The organism is Erysipelothrix anatis (assembly GCF_009828745.1).
GTDB lineage: Bacteria > Bacillota_I > Bacilli_A > Erysipelotrichales > Erysipelotrichaceae > Erysipelothrix > Erysipelothrix anatis.
In genome coordinates this window covers 120,207-136,872 of the sequence record NZ_WTSX01000001.1, presented here as the reverse complement: position 1 = coordinate 136,872, position 16,666 = coordinate 120,207, and the positions used below count along the sequence as shown (strand labels likewise).

General features: G+C 40.1%; 11 protein-coding genes. 10 read left to right on the top strand and 1 reads right to left on the bottom strand.

The window, feature by feature from the left end:
- Positions 1-10: 10 nt before the first annotated feature.
- From GVV19_RS00640 to GVV19_RS00630, 3 genes are all read left to right on the top strand, one after another.
- The gene (locus tag GVV19_RS00640) at positions 11-2,593 is read left to right on the top strand and encodes a calcium-translocating P-type ATPase, PMCA-type (protein ID WP_159644779.1); all 2,583 of its coding nucleotides are present in this window, start codon (positions 11-13) and stop codon (positions 2,591-2,593) included.
- A gap of 129 nt (positions 2,594-2,722) precedes the next feature.
- Positions 2,723-5,746, top strand: a complete 3,024-nt coding sequence (locus GVV19_RS00635) for a MucBP domain-containing protein (RefSeq protein ID WP_159644777.1) — start codon at positions 2,723-2,725, stop codon at positions 5,744-5,746.
- 225 nt (positions 5,747-5,971) lie between these two features.
- On the top strand, positions 5,972-6,238 hold the full coding sequence (locus GVV19_RS00630) for a hypothetical protein (RefSeq protein ID WP_159644775.1): 267 nt from the start codon (positions 5,972-5,974) through the stop codon (positions 6,236-6,238).
- Between the two features lie 17 nt (positions 6,239-6,255).
- On the opposite strand, the gene GVV19_RS00625 is transcribed toward GVV19_RS00630, so the two are convergent.
- Positions 6,256-7,008: an alpha/beta hydrolase fold domain-containing protein gene (locus tag GVV19_RS00625; RefSeq protein ID WP_159644773.1), complete on the bottom strand. Its 753-nt coding sequence runs from the start codon at positions 7,006-7,008 to the stop codon at positions 6,256-6,258.
- A gap of 158 nt (positions 7,009-7,166) precedes the next feature.
- Here GVV19_RS00625 and GVV19_RS00620 point away from each other — a divergent pair, with 158 nt between their 5' ends.
- From GVV19_RS00620 to arcC, 7 genes are all read left to right on the top strand, one after another.
- On the top strand, positions 7,167-8,798 hold the full coding sequence (locus tag GVV19_RS00620; protein ID WP_159644771.1) for a PucR family transcriptional regulator: 1,632 nt from the start codon (positions 7,167-7,169) through the stop codon (positions 8,796-8,798).
- A 167-nt stretch (positions 8,799-8,965) separates the two neighbouring features.
- Positions 8,966-10,330, top strand: coding sequence for a citrate transporter (locus GVV19_RS00615; protein ID WP_159644769.1), 1,365 nt, complete (start codon positions 8,966-8,968; stop codon positions 10,328-10,330).
- Positions 10,331-10,350: 20 nt separating this feature from the next.
- Positions 10,351-11,580, top strand: coding sequence for an amidohydrolase family protein (locus GVV19_RS00610; RefSeq protein ID WP_159644767.1), 1,230 nt, complete (start codon positions 10,351-10,353; stop codon positions 11,578-11,580).
- 187 nt (positions 11,581-11,767) lie between these two features.
- Positions 11,768-13,522 carry an acyl-CoA synthetase FdrA gene (gene fdrA / locus GVV19_RS00605; protein ID WP_159644764.1) on the top strand — a complete coding sequence of 585 codons (1,755 nt, stop codon included), beginning with the start codon at positions 11,768-11,770 and terminating at the stop codon, positions 13,520-13,522.
- Positions 13,523-13,533: 11 nt separating this feature from the next.
- Positions 13,534-14,796, top strand: coding sequence for a YlbE family protein (locus GVV19_RS00600; RefSeq protein WP_159633821.1), 1,263 nt, complete (start codon positions 13,534-13,536; stop codon positions 14,794-14,796).
- Positions 14,797-14,798: 2 nt separating this feature from the next.
- Complete coding sequence (locus tag GVV19_RS00595) at positions 14,799-15,608, top strand: DUF2877 domain-containing protein (RefSeq protein WP_159644762.1); 810 nt, start codon at positions 14,799-14,801, stop codon at positions 15,606-15,608.
- A 14-nt stretch (positions 15,609-15,622) separates the two neighbouring features.
- Positions 15,623-16,555: a carbamate kinase gene (gene arcC, locus GVV19_RS00590; RefSeq protein ID WP_159644760.1), complete on the top strand. Its 933-nt coding sequence runs from the start codon at positions 15,623-15,625 to the stop codon at positions 16,553-16,555.
- The last annotated feature ends 111 nt before the right edge of the window (positions 16,556-16,666 follow it).

Sequence of the window (16,666 nt, the reverse complement as noted above, 5' to 3'; positions counted from 1 at the left end):
GAGGTTGCCCATGGAAGATAAAAAACTATATACGAAATCCTTAGACGAATTGTCAAAAGAGATGGATCTCGTAAACGGTTTGACTGAACAACAAGTCATTGAATCCCGCGAAAAAAACGGTGAGAACAAACTTGTTGAGCCAAAACGTCGTTCACTAGCAATGCGTTTTATAGATCAGTTTAAAGATGTGATGATTATCATCTTACTTGTTGCTGCTGTAATTAGTGGTATTGCAGGTGAAGGTGCTGATGCAATCATTATCATCGCAATTGTTGTGCTAAATGCAATTATTGGTTTGGTACAAGAGGATAAAGCAGAAAAATCATTGAAGGCACTACAAGATATGTCGACACCACATGCGAAAGTCATTCGCGGTGGACACGAACAAACGATTAGCTCACCAGAATTAGTGGTTGGTGATATACTCGTTCTCGATGCAGGGGATTTAGTTGCAGCAGATGTTCGCGTCATTGAATCGAACTCATTACAGGTGCAAGAAGCATCCCTTACAGGAGAAAGTGTTCCTGTAGAAAAAGAAGAAGATATTGTACTTCCAGAAGATGCCGTTTTAGGAGATCGCAAGAATATGGCGTACTCATCAGGAACGGTAACTTATGGTCGCGGTCGTGGTGTTGTATCCGCCGTTGGAATGAATACCGAAGTTGGTAAAATTGCGACACTTCTAAACGAAACAAAAAATGACCCAACACCGTTACAAGTTCAACTGAACCAATTAGGTAAAGTACTGGGTATTGGTGCTGTGATTGCATGTAGTGTTATTTTAGTTGTTGGGGTGTTGAATAATCATGACCTACTCGAAATGTTCCTTACAGCTGTTTCCTTAGCGGTCGCGGTTGTTCCTGAAAGTTTACCAGCTGTTGCGACAGTTGTCTTAGCTTTAGGTGTTAACCGTTTGGTTGAACGTAATGCTATTGTTCGTAACTTACCATCTGTTGAAACACTAGGGTCTGCAACAGTTATCTGTAGTGATAAAACAGGAACGTTGACACAAAATGTCATGACCGTTCAAGAGTTTTGGACTGAGAACACGCAAGAAGAACTATCGCGTGGATTACTCCTTTGCAATGACTCACGCAAAATTGATGGAAACTGGGTCGGAGATCCAACTGAAACTGCACTTTCTGTATGGGCAGAAGCAGTTGGTCTCGATGCTACTGGACTTCTTGCAAAACATACACGTTTAAATGAAGTACCGTTTGACTCAGGACGTAAACGTATGAGTACCATTAACGATATTGACGGTGTTAAAACAGTCTTCGTTAAAGGTGGAGTAGATGAAATTTTAAGTGTTGTGAAGTACATGGAAGTGAACGGAGAAGTTCTTCCAATTTCCGATGACTACATTGCACGTATTCAAGAAAATAATAAAGCAATGGGTAGCAAAGCACTCCGTGTTCTTGCACTCGCTAAAAAAATTGTGAATGATTCAGACCTTGAAGCATCCGCAATCGAGTCTGACCTTGTCTTTGTAGGGATTGTGGGAATGATTGACCCTCCACGTCCAGAAGTTACAGAAGCTATCGCATTAAGTAAAAAAGCTGGAATCCGTGTTGTCATGATTACCGGAGACCACGCAACGACTGCGGAAGCAATTGGTCGTGACATAGGCTTATTAGAAGATGGCCAAATGGTTGTGACAGGTAAAGAAGTTGATGAAATGTCAGACGATGACTTATTCAATCAAGTACAACACATTGGTGTTTATGCTCGTGTTTCACCAGAACATAAAATGCGTATTATCTCAGCATGGAAACGTCATGGCGATATCGTTGCGATGACCGGAGATGGTGTTAACGATGCTCCTGCATTGAAACGTGCTGATATTGGTGCGGCAATGGGCGTTGTTGGAACTGAAGTTGCGAAAAGTGCAGCTGATATGGTCTTAACAGATGATAACTTTGCAACCGTTGTTGTTGCAGTTGAAGAAGGTCGTCGTATTAAAGACAATATTATCAAATCAATCGCTTATCTCTTATCATGTAACATGGGTGAATTAATCTTACTCATGGTTGCAATCTTAATGAACTGGGATTCACCATTATTACCAATTCACTTATTGTGGATTAACTTAGTAACCGATAGTCTTCCAGCATTAGCACTTGGTGTCGATGAAGCTGAAGATGATATTATGGATCGTGCTCCTGACCGTAGTAATTCAATTATGTCAAAAGAGTTAATGTGGCGTGTTGCATACCAAGGTATCGTAGTCGGTGGGGCAGCATTGTTTGCATACATGTACGGTGCTGGCTTACTTTGGGAAGCAGGTAATACGGAAATGGGACGTACAATGGCATTTATCACATTGGGATTCTCTCAATTAATTCATGCATTTAGTGTCCACTCAAAATCAAAATCAGTATTTACATCATTCTGGAAAAACAAATACCTCATTGGCGCAGTTATCTTAAATGCCGCAATGATGTTAGGTGTTCTCTTTATTCCAGCAGTTAATGATATCTTCTCATTGGGTTACTTAGATGGCCATCACTGGCAAGTCGTTCTTACAATTATGTTTACACCACTCGTAATTGTTGAGATCATGAAGTTACTCAAATTAAACGGAAACAAATAATCAAACCAAAAACACCGCGTAAAGCGGTGTTTTTATCATACTTAAGAGACTTACACGGATTGTTCATTCCAAAATATGTGATTCTATAGTATAGTGTATGTTCATATAGAATCCTGGGGGGGAAACAACATGAAAAAAATATTACGCAATTTTCTGTCATTTTTTCTTGTAACGTTGATTGCTGTCTCATCACTGAGTGGTGTTGCAGCAGAGTCAGCAGCAACAAAAGATACAACTGTTAATGTTCGATTTACAATACCATCGGACATTGCAAAGAAAAAAGCAAATTATACATTCTCAATAAGAGAAAAAGGTACAGCAACATGGACAAACCATGGCTTGTATGATATTGAAGGTGGCATTCAAGTTAACTTGAAACTAACACCAAAGACTGATTATGAATATGTTGTAAACTATTTCGATAACCGAACCTACTACAAAGTTATTGGTGACAGTTTAAGCATCAACAGTAGTAACGAACTCACGCATGAAACCCAAGAGGCTTCGCTTGTGACATCAGAGTATGTGACCAATCAAAATGAGTCTTACTGGAATCTGACGCAAGTCAAACATCCTGAAATAAATCAGTTTGATGCAAAGAGTACAGTGTTCTTTGGGGTCGATCCAGATAATGTCCAATCATACTTCAATCTATTTGATTATGATGGTACTTTAATGCCACTCGAAAAAGAATTCCGATACACATTCTATAAACCACTATATCCAAATATGACGGATGGTGTCGATTTCAAGTATGAAATAAAAGCACCGGGATATACCGAAGCTACGGGTACATTACACTACGATAAAGGCAGTGATGGCAATGGTTCATTCATTGATGTCGTTGGCCATGAAGCAAAACTCATGGGACCTTTCGCAACATTAACATTGCAAAGAGGTCATGAGAGCGTGGATGTTATTGTGCCAAACTTGATAAATAATACAACAGTAACTACAGCGACCGGTAAAGATACCACAACAGTTATTTTTGAACAAGACCGTTTTAATATTGATTTAGGTGGTGAAGCTGAAGATCGGATTACGATGCGCTTTACACTTGAAGGGTATGTTCCGGTTGAGGTGGTTGTGGATGTAACAGCGGACGGAACCGTTACCGTTGTCAATCAAACACTCTTAGAGACAATGGTCAAAAATCTAACTATTGACGCAAATACCATCACCTTTAATCAATTACGTCAAAGTCCAATTACGAAACATGAAGATGGATCAGGGTATGCAGATTTTGGGAGTCTGAAAGAAATGTTTGGACATCTTGGAAGCGTTACTCCTGGTGAAATTCGCTCACATCAATTCCGTATTACGAATCCATCTGAATATCGTTACCGCATTATTGGCGCGGAATTGATTCCTAGCATTGAAAGCATTAGTGCAAACGGTATGTATCGTACCGGTTCTGAAGTCATCAAGTCATACTATGAACATTTTAATCCATCGTATGAAATAAAAGCAGGAAGTGCAGCCTATCTCTTTGACTTTGAAGCCGTGAATGGGATATCGCTCTATGATGGAATTTTGAAAGAATACCAACGTACGATGCCTGAATTAAAACGTCTCGAAGACTTACCAGCTTCAGAAATGCTCAAAATATTTACCATGGAAGATGGTTTCAATACGGAAAGTTGGGAAGGGGATCCTAATGCTGACTATGCCGTTCAATTATCGCCAAGTCGTTTCGCGATTCGTGAACAAGATCCCAAAATGTTAGCGCTTGGTCAACACCACCTCTTCAATAATGCGTTATACCTTTCATTTGATAAAGATGCCTATCCATTAAGTCCAGTAGGTGAAAACATGTCACGCGCATTACAATTTACATCCTATGTTGAACGAACATCTGAAAATACAGCCATGCTGCAGTCAATTTTTGATGAAGTGGGTATTATTGATGGGGAATCATATATTGATTTTGATGCCTTTGGATATGTACTTGATGGAAACATGGTACCGAATGCTTATAAGCCAACATTTAATGCCTTTGACTTTGGTTTTAAACTTAAATTAGGCATTGTTGGTATCGACGGTTATGCGTTCCATGACCTTGATCGTGATGGATACCATGATGATGTTGAAACAGTTATGGCGGGTGTCGATCTTGAGTTACTTGCGAACGATACCGTCATTGCAACAACTCGAACATCTGAGAATGGTTATTATGCATTCCCAAATGTTGATCCAAGAACGTATCAAATTCGTGTTAAAATTCCAGCAAATTATGCAGTGACGACTCAGGTGAATGATTTACTTGGGAACCGTTTTGATGCTTCTGGGCTAACACAAGCGTTCACAGTCACGGATGATGGAAATTATCATTACCGCGTTGGGTTTGTGCAATCTGAAGCAGCGGTAGAAAGTAATGTCGTAGCCAAACATGTTCTCGTGGATCAAGAGGGGACTGTTACTATGACATTGGATACTGAAACCATAACGGGTAAAGTAGGAAGTAACTATACACTTTCTGCAAAAACGTATCCATTATATGAATATGTACGCCATGAAGGAGCACCTGCTTCGGGAACGTTCATTGAAACAGACCAAAGCATGACGTTCATCTATCGTACAAAAGACGCAGTCTTAAAGGTTAATTATGTTGACCGTGATGGGTATGCTGTTGCACCATCCACATCCAATGTTTATCCATTAAATGAAGCTTACAATGTGACGCCATTAGCGATTGAAGGGTATACATACAAAGAACTTCAAGCTGGATCAGCGCCAATGAGTGGAACATTGAGTGCCTTGGAAACAAGTGTTACGCTTGTTTACGATAAGAATGAAGGTCCAGTTATTTCTGAAAAAGTCGTACTTGAAGTGAACTACGTTGACGAAGACGGCGCCGTGATTGCACCACAAAAAACAACGTCTCATGAGATTAACGCAGCATATACGGTAACACCAATTGAAATTAAGGGGTATACTTATAAAACGGTTAATGTGTCGAACGATCCATTACAAGGAAATCTTACAAAACCGAAGACTGTCGTAACGTTAATTTATACAAAAAATTCAACGACCCCAGAGGGTGAACTCCCAAATACAGGAGTTGCCGCATCAACAATTGGGCATGGAATCCTACTCATAGGAGTGATGTCATTGGGGGCTGGCTACATTTTTAAACGTCGCCAACAATTCTAATCACTGGAAACAAGATTAAATCTATAATCTACTTGCTCAAAAAAGTGTATCGATGCGATACACTTTTTTTTATTTGAAAGCTGAATAAAGTCATAATACCAATCATAAATAAACCCGAAACTTCATATATAAAGTCTTTATAAAATAGGAAATTTTGTTCAAATCATAATTTGTGGAATTCACCAAATTCGCATATAGTTTATATATAAAGGAACTGGTGAAAATATGAACATGCAAAGAAGTAAACATGCACGTCAATCTGGTTTACTGACTATCGTATTGGTTTGGGTTGTGCTTCTTACGTATCATTATTCATCAGTTTCGGCTAAAGGATCTGATTCGAGTAATGTTACGGTTTACACCATGAATAATCCCAATCAAGACGAGGACCCGCTTGAGCTTGATCGCATTGTCATTATTGTGACGCTTGGTATTGCCATGATTGGCGTTGGTCAGTATCTCATTTCTCATGGTAAATATCGGATTCAATAAACAAAAACATAGCAGTGCTATGTTTTTTTGTGCTCATGAAGAAATGTAGTGAGTGGTGTTTCAATGTCTTTGAAAGCGATCGTATCAATTTCATGAATGCGTTGGGTGCTGTGATGCAACTCGGCTTGGGGAGCATGGTCAACGATGTATTTCGATTCACGGAATGGTACATCGGGGTCGAAGATACTGTGCCAAAGAAAGGTTGGTGGCAAGTCTGTGGGGTCAATGGATGAGGGTGTAGTTTGGAGTTGTTGTAACCATGTGCCAGTTTGTCGGGCATTCACATACAACGCATATCTCGATTCAATGGTTGATCGATAGGGCGGAATCGTTTGAACCATACGTGCTAATGATGCGGGGTTTAACGTTGGGTATTGACTGTAATGTTTGTTAGGCTCTAGGAGCCATTGACGATCACTAATCGTATAGCCGTAGAATGAAATAATAAATTCAGGGGCAAAATAACGGTGTAATTGAAAGGCGAGAAAGGCACCGGCAGAACGCCCAAAGAAACTATAATGTGTGAGGGCATAGGTATCGATACATAATTGGATCGTATTTCGTAATGATCGTATGATGTCATCGAGCGTTGCTTCAGGTGCAAGCGGATAATCTACTGCAAGAATGTTATATCCTTGATGATGCCAATAGTCCCGAATCTCTTGGGGTAAATCATCGCGATTACCAAACATCAGTCCACCACCGTGAAAGTAAAACAGCGTTGCGTGTGCATGAGGTGCACGATCATATGTTGTGTGATTGAGTATCATAATCCAAAACCATCCTTATACCCGTTATCATAATCTTAATAAGAGTGAATGTCCTTAGCCATTTAAGGGAAAATTTGGGGAGATATTGCATATTATGAGCAATGACAGCATGATTTTTTAGCACTAGTGTATAATAAAGACTAAGGACAGGTGATTGTATGATTTATAGAGTCAAAGATGTACTTGATATTCCATCACTCAAAACCGCAACGTTACTCTCGGGTAAAGAAGGTTTATACAATGAAGTTAGTGATGTGATTGTCATGGAGGCGCATGATATTGATAACTGGCTAAAACCCGGGCAACTTGTGTTAAGCAGTTTGTATTCGTTGCAAGAAAGTACACGTCAGGAATATACTGATTTTGTTGCGGGATTGCGCAAACATGGTGCAAGTGGCATTATCGTTAAGATGGGTCGTTTTATCGATGAAATTCCTGCAGGGCTCATTGAAGGGTGTTCAGATCAAAACCTTCCATTAATTCAAATTGATGCAACCGTGTCATATCGCAACATTATTCTGGAAATCATGCAAAACTTGATAAATCAGAAAGCAGATATGCTGGATGTATACCAAAATGTCCATCATGAGTTCAAATCGCTCGCAATGAAAGAACCAGAATATGTTGATGTTATTAAAGTACTAAAGAAAATAATAGGGCGTGATGTTTCAATTTATGATGAAAACAATCATTGTCTTGCATCGACGGAACTTCACCCCATTGACTTCGAAATCACCAACGCTCGTGAACTATTCCCAGAAAAATACATGCATTACGATTACTCACGTGAATTGGTTATGGTATCGGATACCTTGCAATCACGTCTAATCTGTAAAGTTCCGGGCATGGACGGGCATACTATCTTTTTAGCCATTCGAGAAGCTCAAACTTTTGTGGAAATGATTGATTATATGGCGATTGAAAATGCCGCAAGTACCCTTCAGTTTGAAAGTATCAAGCAGGTTGCGTTGTCACGAGAAAAAGAAAGCCATATTAACGATGTGGTCGATCATATCTTAAACGGTAAGTACAAAAATACAGAAGAATTGAATGAAAATGCACTAATTCTCAAATTATCGCTGGATAAAAAATATCGAGTTGTAACATGGCAACATTTCCAAGGGAAAGTTGCCAGTGGTAAACGTTCCTTCCAAGAGCATACCGATTATATGGCATGTACGACAGGACTCATTCATGCCATCAGTTCAATTTGGCCCAAAAATGCATATCGCATCTTCTCGAATCGGATTACGTTAATTGTCGAGGATAATTTTACGACTGACCAATCCTTCAAAGATTATGTTCAAGAAACGCTTAAACCTATTTATGAAAATCATAATAAGGGAGATCTTGTATTACGGGTCGGAATAAGTGATCAAGGACAACTGATAGATATTCCTAAACTTGCAGCACAACCGTTGCGCGTCGTACAGTTATCAAACATGATTAAACAAGATGCCTTTGTCATGCTCTATAAAGATCTTGGTATTTATCGAATCCTACTGGAACTATCGAAAGAAAATGACCTGAACGATTATATTTCCGATAAGATTCGGATGCTTCAAGAATATGACCCAGAATACTTTGAGACGGTTCGTGTGTTCTTGGATTCGAATCAAAACTATAAACAAACATCAGACATTCTCTTTGTCCATCCAAAAACGGTACGTTATCGTATCGAGAAAATTAAAGAGTTAACCCAACTCGATTTTGATAATCCTGATGAAATGTTGCAAGTGATGATTGGTATTCGCATCTCTCAACTTTTAGGTAATTACAATAAAGACTGAACTGTTCATGATTGAACAGTTTTTTCACATTATCCATAATGGACAAAAAAGAGATTTTTTTTATCTTAATACGGAAAAGCAATAGACCAGTACCTAGGATAGAATAAAAATACAGAACAAACACTATGTCTCTGTAGCGTTATGAACTCATAACAAAGGAGGAATTTATGAGACTCAAAGGGAGAAAGTTATGGATGTCTTTAACTCTTGTCTTTGCATTAACTTTAATTTCGATGCAAAGTGTGCTCGCACTTGAAATTAGTGAAATCGGTGCACCTACAGGAATTCAAGCATTCCTAGTATTAATACCACTTATTCTGGTATTGGTGCTACTATTTTTAAAAGTTGATATGGTACTTGCGGGTGCGATATCAGCAGGGGTAGCGATGCTAATTGGGGGAATTACAATAGCCCAAGTGAATAAAGAGGTATTGTCAGCCATTCCAACCATGATGACAATTACAGTTCCAATTATTAACTCTGCTGTCGCGATGGCAGTCTTTACAGCTGGTAGTTACACATCATCATTGGAACTTGTTAACCGTGCTACAAAAGGAAAAGTGGAATATGTTTCCGCATTCTTAGTTATCTTAGTCGCTGCCGCAACTTATATGTCAGGTATTGGTGGTGGTAGTGCAATGGTTATCGCACCGCTTGCTTTCGCAGCTGTTGGTGCTGTACCAGAGCTTATTGCTGCGATGTCTATCGCTGCTGCTGTATCGTTCACAACATCACCAGCGTCGCTCGAATCAAGTATTACATCACAATTAGGTGGCTTTGAAGTTTCGACATATGTTAGCACCATGATGCCATACTGGTTGCTCTTCTTAGGACTTGCTATTGTCTTAGCATTCTGGGGAGCAAAACGTCGCAAACTGGGATTCCGTAAATCTGAAGACGAAACGTATGCAAAAATGTCAAACGGTCAACTCTTCAAAAATACTATTCCTGCAATCTATTTACTCTTTGCCGTAATCTTTGGACCGCTCGTTGATAAAGCTACAGGGTTCCCACTATTCTCACCTGTCATGTATATGCTTGTCACAGTTATCCTAATCTTCGTATGTACGGATACAGGGATTAATAAAGCATTTAGCTCAATGATTGACGGATCAAACTATATTCTGACACGTCTTTTCCAAGTGGGTATCTTCTTAGGATTTATTAATGTTATTGCAAGTACTGGTACGTTTGCCGTTATTGCTAACGTTGCATCAGCAGCCCCTGCTGCATTGGTGGTTCCAGTTGCGGTACTCACAGGGATTCTTATTGGTATTCCTGCCGGTGCGTACGTTGGATCCATTCTAACCTTGGTACTACCAGTTGGTATTGCACTTGGATTCTCTCCACTCGCGCTTGGTTTTGTAACCATGGGTGTTGGACTAGGAAGTCAAATGAGTTTTGTTAATATTACGATGCAAGCCTTGTCATCAGGATTCCAAATTCCGATTCTTGATGTTGTTAAAGGAAACGTTAAATGGGTATCAATTGCTGCAGGGATACTCATGGTTATTTCATTTATTGCAGTTTAATTTAGAGGAGGACATGAAACATGGATTTAATTTTTAAACAAGTTCGTATTGATCAAGATGGTGCATTGAAAGATGTTGCAATTGAAAATGGTAAAATTGTTGCGATTGAAGATACAATCGATGCTACCGCAACACGTGTGATTAATGGTGAAGGCCGCGTACTCGTTCCAGGATTTGTTGAAAGTCACATTCACTTAGACAAAGCCTTGATTGCAAACCGCAAACCCAATTTATCCGGTACCTTAAAAGAAGCTATCGAAGTAACGGCATCACTCAAGCCAACATTCTCAGCTGATGATATTTATACACGTGCTAAAACAGCACTTCAAGAGCTCATCATTCCGAATGGTGTAACATTTATGCGTACGCATGCAGAATTCGACCCATCCCAAGGATTTACAGGATTCGAAGTTATCATGAAACTCAAAGAAGAGTTTAAAGATTACATTGATATCCAAGTTGTCGCATTCCCACAAGAAGGTATTTTTAAAGCACCAGGAACAGAGGCAATGATGGTTGAAGCAATGGAACGTGGCGCAGATGTAGTCGGTGCAGTTCCTTACAACGATCGTGATGCAAAAGAGCATATCGACTATGTCTTTGAACTTGCGAAACGTTTTGATAAACCACTAGACTTACACCAAGACTTTGCTGATGATGCTGATAAAATTTCAATTGAATACCTTGCGAAGAAAACAATTGAAAATGGTTATCAAGGAAAAGTATCAGTTGGTCACTTAACCGCTATCGCAGCGTTACCACCTGAAGAACTACAACCAATTCTTGAATTAATGGCTGAAGCAGGGATTAGTGTTATGGCCCTTCCTGCAACAGATTTACACTTAGGTGCTCGTAATGATACTTACAATGTACGTCGTACCGTAACGCCAATGCGTAAACTTCGTGATGCAGGGGTCAATGTATGTATTGCCACAAACAATATTCGTAACGCTTTTACACCTTATGGAACTGGCGATATTGTCCAAACCGCAATGTTAGCAATTCCAGTTGCACACCTAGGTGGTGCTGCCGACTTACCAACAGTCTTACCAATGATCACATCAAACCCAGCGAAAGCATTGGGTCTTGAAGGATATGGTATTGCAATTGGCAATAATGCCGATATGGTGCTTCTTGATACAACATCATATGGTGATGCAATTATCGATTTACCCATTAAATCGGTCGTTGTTAAATCAGGTCGCGTCACAGTTGAAACAGAAAAAACTGTTCGATTCGGTCTTCAATAATCAAAAGAAAAAGACGTTCTCGATTTCCGAATCTGAGCGTCTTTTTCTCATTTTAGATAGCCATATTTTCTAAACAAATCGTCGATTTCGGATAAGAATTGCCCATTTGTTTATCTAGATTGGATAATGACTCATGTGCATTGACCGATTAAGATTAAAGTACATAAAGCAGGAAAGGACATGTGCTATGTTAAAAACAATTATTAAAAAGAATGCATATAAAGATTCAGTTGTACTCATGTTGTTGACGAATGAAATTGCCGCACTTGAGGGTGTCAATCGTGTGTCAATCATGATGGCCACAGCTGCCAATAAAGATATCTTTGGCCAAGCTGATCTCTTAACAGAAGATGTTGCGAGCGCTGCAGCAGATGATATCGCAATTGTTATGGACGTCAATGAAGCAGAAACTGTGGATGTTGTCATGGATGCAATTGAAGAATTTCTCAACAAAAGTGATAAAGAGGATGGCGCAACGCAAACGACCGTTGTTCGTAATTGGGACAATGCACTCAAAGCGTTACCGGATGCAAATTTAGCCGTATTCTCGATTCCAGGGATATATGCTGCCGACGAAGCGGATACAGCTTTAGACAAAGGTCTTAATGTATTTTTGTTTAGTGACAACGTTTCGCTCGAAGATGAAGTGCGACTAAAAGAAAAAGCACACCAATTGGATCTGCTTGTTATGGGTCCAGATTGTGGAACGGGAATCATTGCTGGTGTTCCTATCGCCTTTACAAATAAAGTTCAACAAGGGACAATCGGCGTTGTTGGTGCATCAGGAACGGGAATTCAAGAAGTAACAACTCTTATCGATAAAGCGGGCGAAGGTATTTCAAGTGCTCTTGGAACCGGGGGTCGTGACCTTAATGAAGCTGTTCAAGGTATTACAATGCTGGATAGTATACACCATCTTCAAGCACAAGCTGATACAAAGGTGATTATGGTAGTATCCAAACCACCTTCAAAAGTCGTTCAAGAAAAAATTGAAAACTACTTACGTACGTTAGACAAACCGGTCGTCACACTATTCTTAGGTGCGAAGCCAACGCATCATGAACGTAATATCTATCATGCGTATACCTTGGAAGAAGCTGCAAAAGCAGCAGTTGCTTTGTCTGAAGGTAAAAATCCACGTGAATTGGATATGAACCGTCCTGCTGTAGCACCGATCGCAAGCTTAGAAGGATCTGTCATCAAAGGTTACTATTCTGGCGGAACGTTAGCATCGGAAGCAGCAATGCTAATTGAAGAAGCACTCGAGTTACCAAAAGGTGGTAAAAAACCACACGGATTCATGCTGAACCATGATGGCTTTGAAGTTATCGACCTAGGGGATGATGAATATACCCAAGGGCGTCCGCATCCAATGATTGATCCAAGTAAACGGATTGAATTAATGAAAGAAGCGGCTAAAGATCCACGAACAGGTGTTGTATTGTTTGATGTGGTTTTAGGGTATGGATCTCATGCCGACATGGCTGGTTCACTTGCACCAACCATTCTTGAATTAATGCAAGAAGCACGTCAAGCAAACCGTGATTTACAGTTTGTTGCAACAATTTGCGGTACACAACGTGATCCTCAAGACCTTGCTGCCCAAACTCAAATTCTTCAAGATATCGGTGTCTTTGTCGCAGAAAGTAATGCTCATGCAGTCTTGACATCATTACAATATCTTGGCTTTAACGTTCAATATACACAATTACCAGTCGAAGAGAACGCAATTACCGAAAAGATTGAGTTACCATATTCAGAAGCTATCACTGACCTTATTTCAGCATCACCTAAAATTATTAATGTTGGACTAAAAAGTTTTGCAGATAATCTCGAAGATGCTGGCGCAACAACCATTCAATTTGATTGGAGACCGTTAGCTGGTGGTAATCCCAAAATGATTAAAGCACTAAAATTCTTAAATTCATATCACTTTAACTAAGGAGGCCTCACATGACATTTAAAACAATTGAAGATGCAAACCAGGCAGTTATCGATCGTATTAAAGCAGGAAGTCCTGTCTTAGTCGATGTTGTACCTGCTAAATCAGTAATTAATGAACTAAACGGAAAAGTACTCTTACATGCGGGTCCTCCAATTGAGTGGGCAAATATGCCTGACCCAATGCAAGGATCATGCGTTGGTGCTGTTCTCTTTGAAAAATGGGCAGAAACTGAAGCTGAAGCACGTGAGTTATTAGCAACAGGACGAATTGCCTTTATTCCATGTCACCATGTGAATGCAGTAGGTCCAATGGGTGGTATTACTTCAGCAAATATGCCAGTGCTTGTTGTTGAAGATCGAAAACATGAAACAACAGCATACTGCCAAATGAATGAAGGAATTGGTGCTGTCTTACGTTTTGGAGCGTATTCCGAAGAGGTTATCACACGTCTTGAATGGATGCGTGATGTTCTCGGTCCAGTTCTTGGTAAAACGATTCGTGCGATGGAAGATGGTCTCAGTGTAAACCCAATGGTTGCACGTGCGATTGCGATGGGTGATGAGTTCCACCAACGTAACATTGCAGCATCACTAATTTTCTTAAAAGAAGTAACACCTGTTATCGCAACACTTGATATTACAGAAACAGAACGTGCCCAAGTGCTCAAGTTCTTAGCCGATACCGATCAATTTTTCCTAAATATTATGATGGCATCTGCAAAAGCTGTAATGGACGGTGCCCGTCAAATTAAAGAAGGCACAATCGTTACAGCAATGTGCCGTAATGGCGAAAACTTTGGTATTCGTATTGCTGGAATGGGTGACGAATGGTTCACAGCACCAGTTAATACGCCACAAGGTCTATACTTTACAGGATATTCTGGTGATGATGCGAGCCCTGATATGGGAGATAGTGCGATCACAGAAACATTTGGTGTCGGTGGAATGGCCATGATTGCAGCCCCTGCAGTTACCCGTTTCGTAGGAACTGGTGGTTTTGATGATGCACTTCGTATTTCAAATGAAATGGATGAGATTGTCATGGATCATAATCCTAACTTTATTATTCCAACTTGGAATTTCAAGGGAACACATTTGGGTATTGACGCACGTAAAGTCGTTGCCACCGGTATTACACCAGTAATTAATACAGGAATTGCGAATAAGAAAGCAGGCCTTGGTCAAATCGGTGCGGGAACAGTACACCCACCAATCGAATGCTTTGAAAAGGCAATTGCTGCATATGCACAAAAATTAGGAATGGAAGGATAGTTATGATTCGCTTAAAGGCACAGTCAGTATCACAATCTGTGGCTATTTGGTTAACACCAATCCCACTCAAAATAACGGTACACAGTGTTTTTAAGCATGGTTTTAACCTTCTTGTGAATGAACGTTTAATCTTTATCAGCGAGGCATCCGTGCCTCATGGCATCACGCTCATGAAAGGGTCGATGTCAAAACTTGCAACGGTAGATCTTCAAACTGTGGTCCTTTATACCCACAACAGCCTTCACTTTCGTAACATGCTTACACCGATTGTGATTGACTTGCAAGATGTACCAATTGAAACCTATAATCCACAACCGTTTGTACCAGCGCGTGCCACGCTAAGACAGCGGTACCAACAAATCGTGCATTACCCATCAATGACCGGATTTGACCAAACAATAAACGATACATTACATATACCCAAACTCCAATCGATAGCTCCAGAAACTTTTGATGATGTTATTGCATGGCTCCTTGGTAGAGGGCGTGGTCTAACACCAACTGGAGACGATATTCTCTTAGGTCTATCTATAGTCCTACATACTTTCAATAATCCGTATCGTAACGCATTTGATGCAGCCTTAACATGCCAATTAAGTCCCTCTGCAACAACTGCTGTCTCGTTTGAATATTTAAGCCATGCGTCAGAAGATATGTTCAGTCATAGTCTCCTTAACTTTATATCAATCATGAACGATGATGATGACGCTGCGTTCCAACGTGCCCTTCTTAATCTCAAACATTATGGTCATACATCCGGCATTGATACACTGACAGGCATTGCAATAGGACTTGCAATGCTCTTATTTTAGAAGAGGTATTTATTGTGAAACAAAAAATAGTTATAGCATTAGGGGGAAACGCCCTCGGGGATAACCCTCAAGAACAAAAAGATGCGGTTGCAGTTGCAGCGCAAAGTATTGTTGATTTAATTGCAGGTGGTGACGAAGTCATGGTGGTTCACGGGAATGGACCACAGGTAGGAATGATTCATCTTGCATTTGATGAAGCACACCATGCAAACAATGCCGTACCAGAGATGCCATTTCCTGAAGCTGCTGCAATGTCGCAAGGTTATATCGGGTATCATCTTCAAAACGCGATTGCGAATGAGTTACGCCGTCGCGATATTCAAAAAGATGTTGCAACTGTATTAACACAAGTAGTTGTTGATGCAGACGATCAAGCATTTACAAATCCAACCAAGCCAATCGGACCATTCTATACCGAAACACAAGCACAAGCATTAGCCACTGTGAATGGCTACACGTATGTAGAAGATTCAGGACGTGGATACCGTCGTGTTGTACCATCCCCCCAACCAGTAACTGTCGTTGAGCGTGGTGCCATCAAAGCCTTGATGGATGCTGGAACACTAGTCATTTCGAATGGTGGTGGTGGAATTCCAGTCCTTGATCAAGATCGCAAATATGTTGGTGTTGATGCAGTGATTGATAAAGATAACTCAGCAGCTAAAGTTGCGGATGAAATTGACGCTGACATTCTAGTTATCTTAACTGGAGTTGACCAAGTAGCCATTAACTTTGGGACACCGGAACAAAAATGGTTAGAGACATTAAGTATTGCTGAAGCAAATCAATATATTGGAGAAGGACATTTTGCGCCAGGATCAATGCTTCCAAAAGTTGAGGCATCAGTCCGCTTTGCGGCATCGAAACCATCTCGTAAAGCAATCATCACATCTTTAGAAAATGCTCATCTTGCAGTTTCTGAAGGAAAAGGAACCATTATTCAATAAATATTTTAGGAAGCAATCACCCAGATGGTTGCTTTTTTTGTAACATTTCATATACTTGTTGCAAAAGTTTCGCAACAAGTATTGACAAAACCAGGGTGAATTTGTAATACT

What these genes read in the sequence shown, in the direction of transcription:
- fdrA (WP_159644764.1), top strand. Translation starts at nt 11,768, where the DNA reads ATGTTAAAAACAATTATTAAAAAGAATGCATATAAAGATTCAGTTGTA.
- GVV19_RS00635 (WP_159644777.1), top strand. Translation starts at nt 2,723, where the DNA reads ATGAAAAAAATATTACGCAATTTTCTGTCATTTTTTCTTGTAACGTTG.
- GVV19_RS00595 (WP_159644762.1), top strand. Translation starts at nt 14,799, where the DNA reads ATGATTCGCTTAAAGGCACAGTCAGTATCACAATCTGTGGCTATTTGG.
- GVV19_RS00610 (WP_159644767.1), top strand. Translation starts at nt 10,351, where the DNA reads ATGGATTTAATTTTTAAACAAGTTCGTATTGATCAAGATGGTGCATTG.
- GVV19_RS00600 (WP_159633821.1), top strand. Translation starts at nt 13,534, where the DNA reads ATGACATTTAAAACAATTGAAGATGCAAACCAGGCAGTTATCGATCGT.
- GVV19_RS00625 (WP_159644773.1), bottom strand. Translation starts at nt 7,008, where the DNA reads ATGATACTCAATCACACAACATATGATCGTGCACCTCATGCACACGCA.
- GVV19_RS00630 (WP_159644775.1), top strand. Translation starts at nt 5,972, where the DNA reads ATGAACATGCAAAGAAGTAAACATGCACGTCAATCTGGTTTACTGACT.
- GVV19_RS00620 (WP_159644771.1), top strand. Translation starts at nt 7,167, where the DNA reads ATGATTTATAGAGTCAAAGATGTACTTGATATTCCATCACTCAAAACC.
- GVV19_RS00615 (WP_159644769.1), top strand. Translation starts at nt 8,966, where the DNA reads ATGAGACTCAAAGGGAGAAAGTTATGGATGTCTTTAACTCTTGTCTTT.
- GVV19_RS00640 (WP_159644779.1), top strand. Translation starts at nt 11, where the DNA reads ATGGAAGATAAAAAACTATATACGAAATCCTTAGACGAATTGTCAAAA.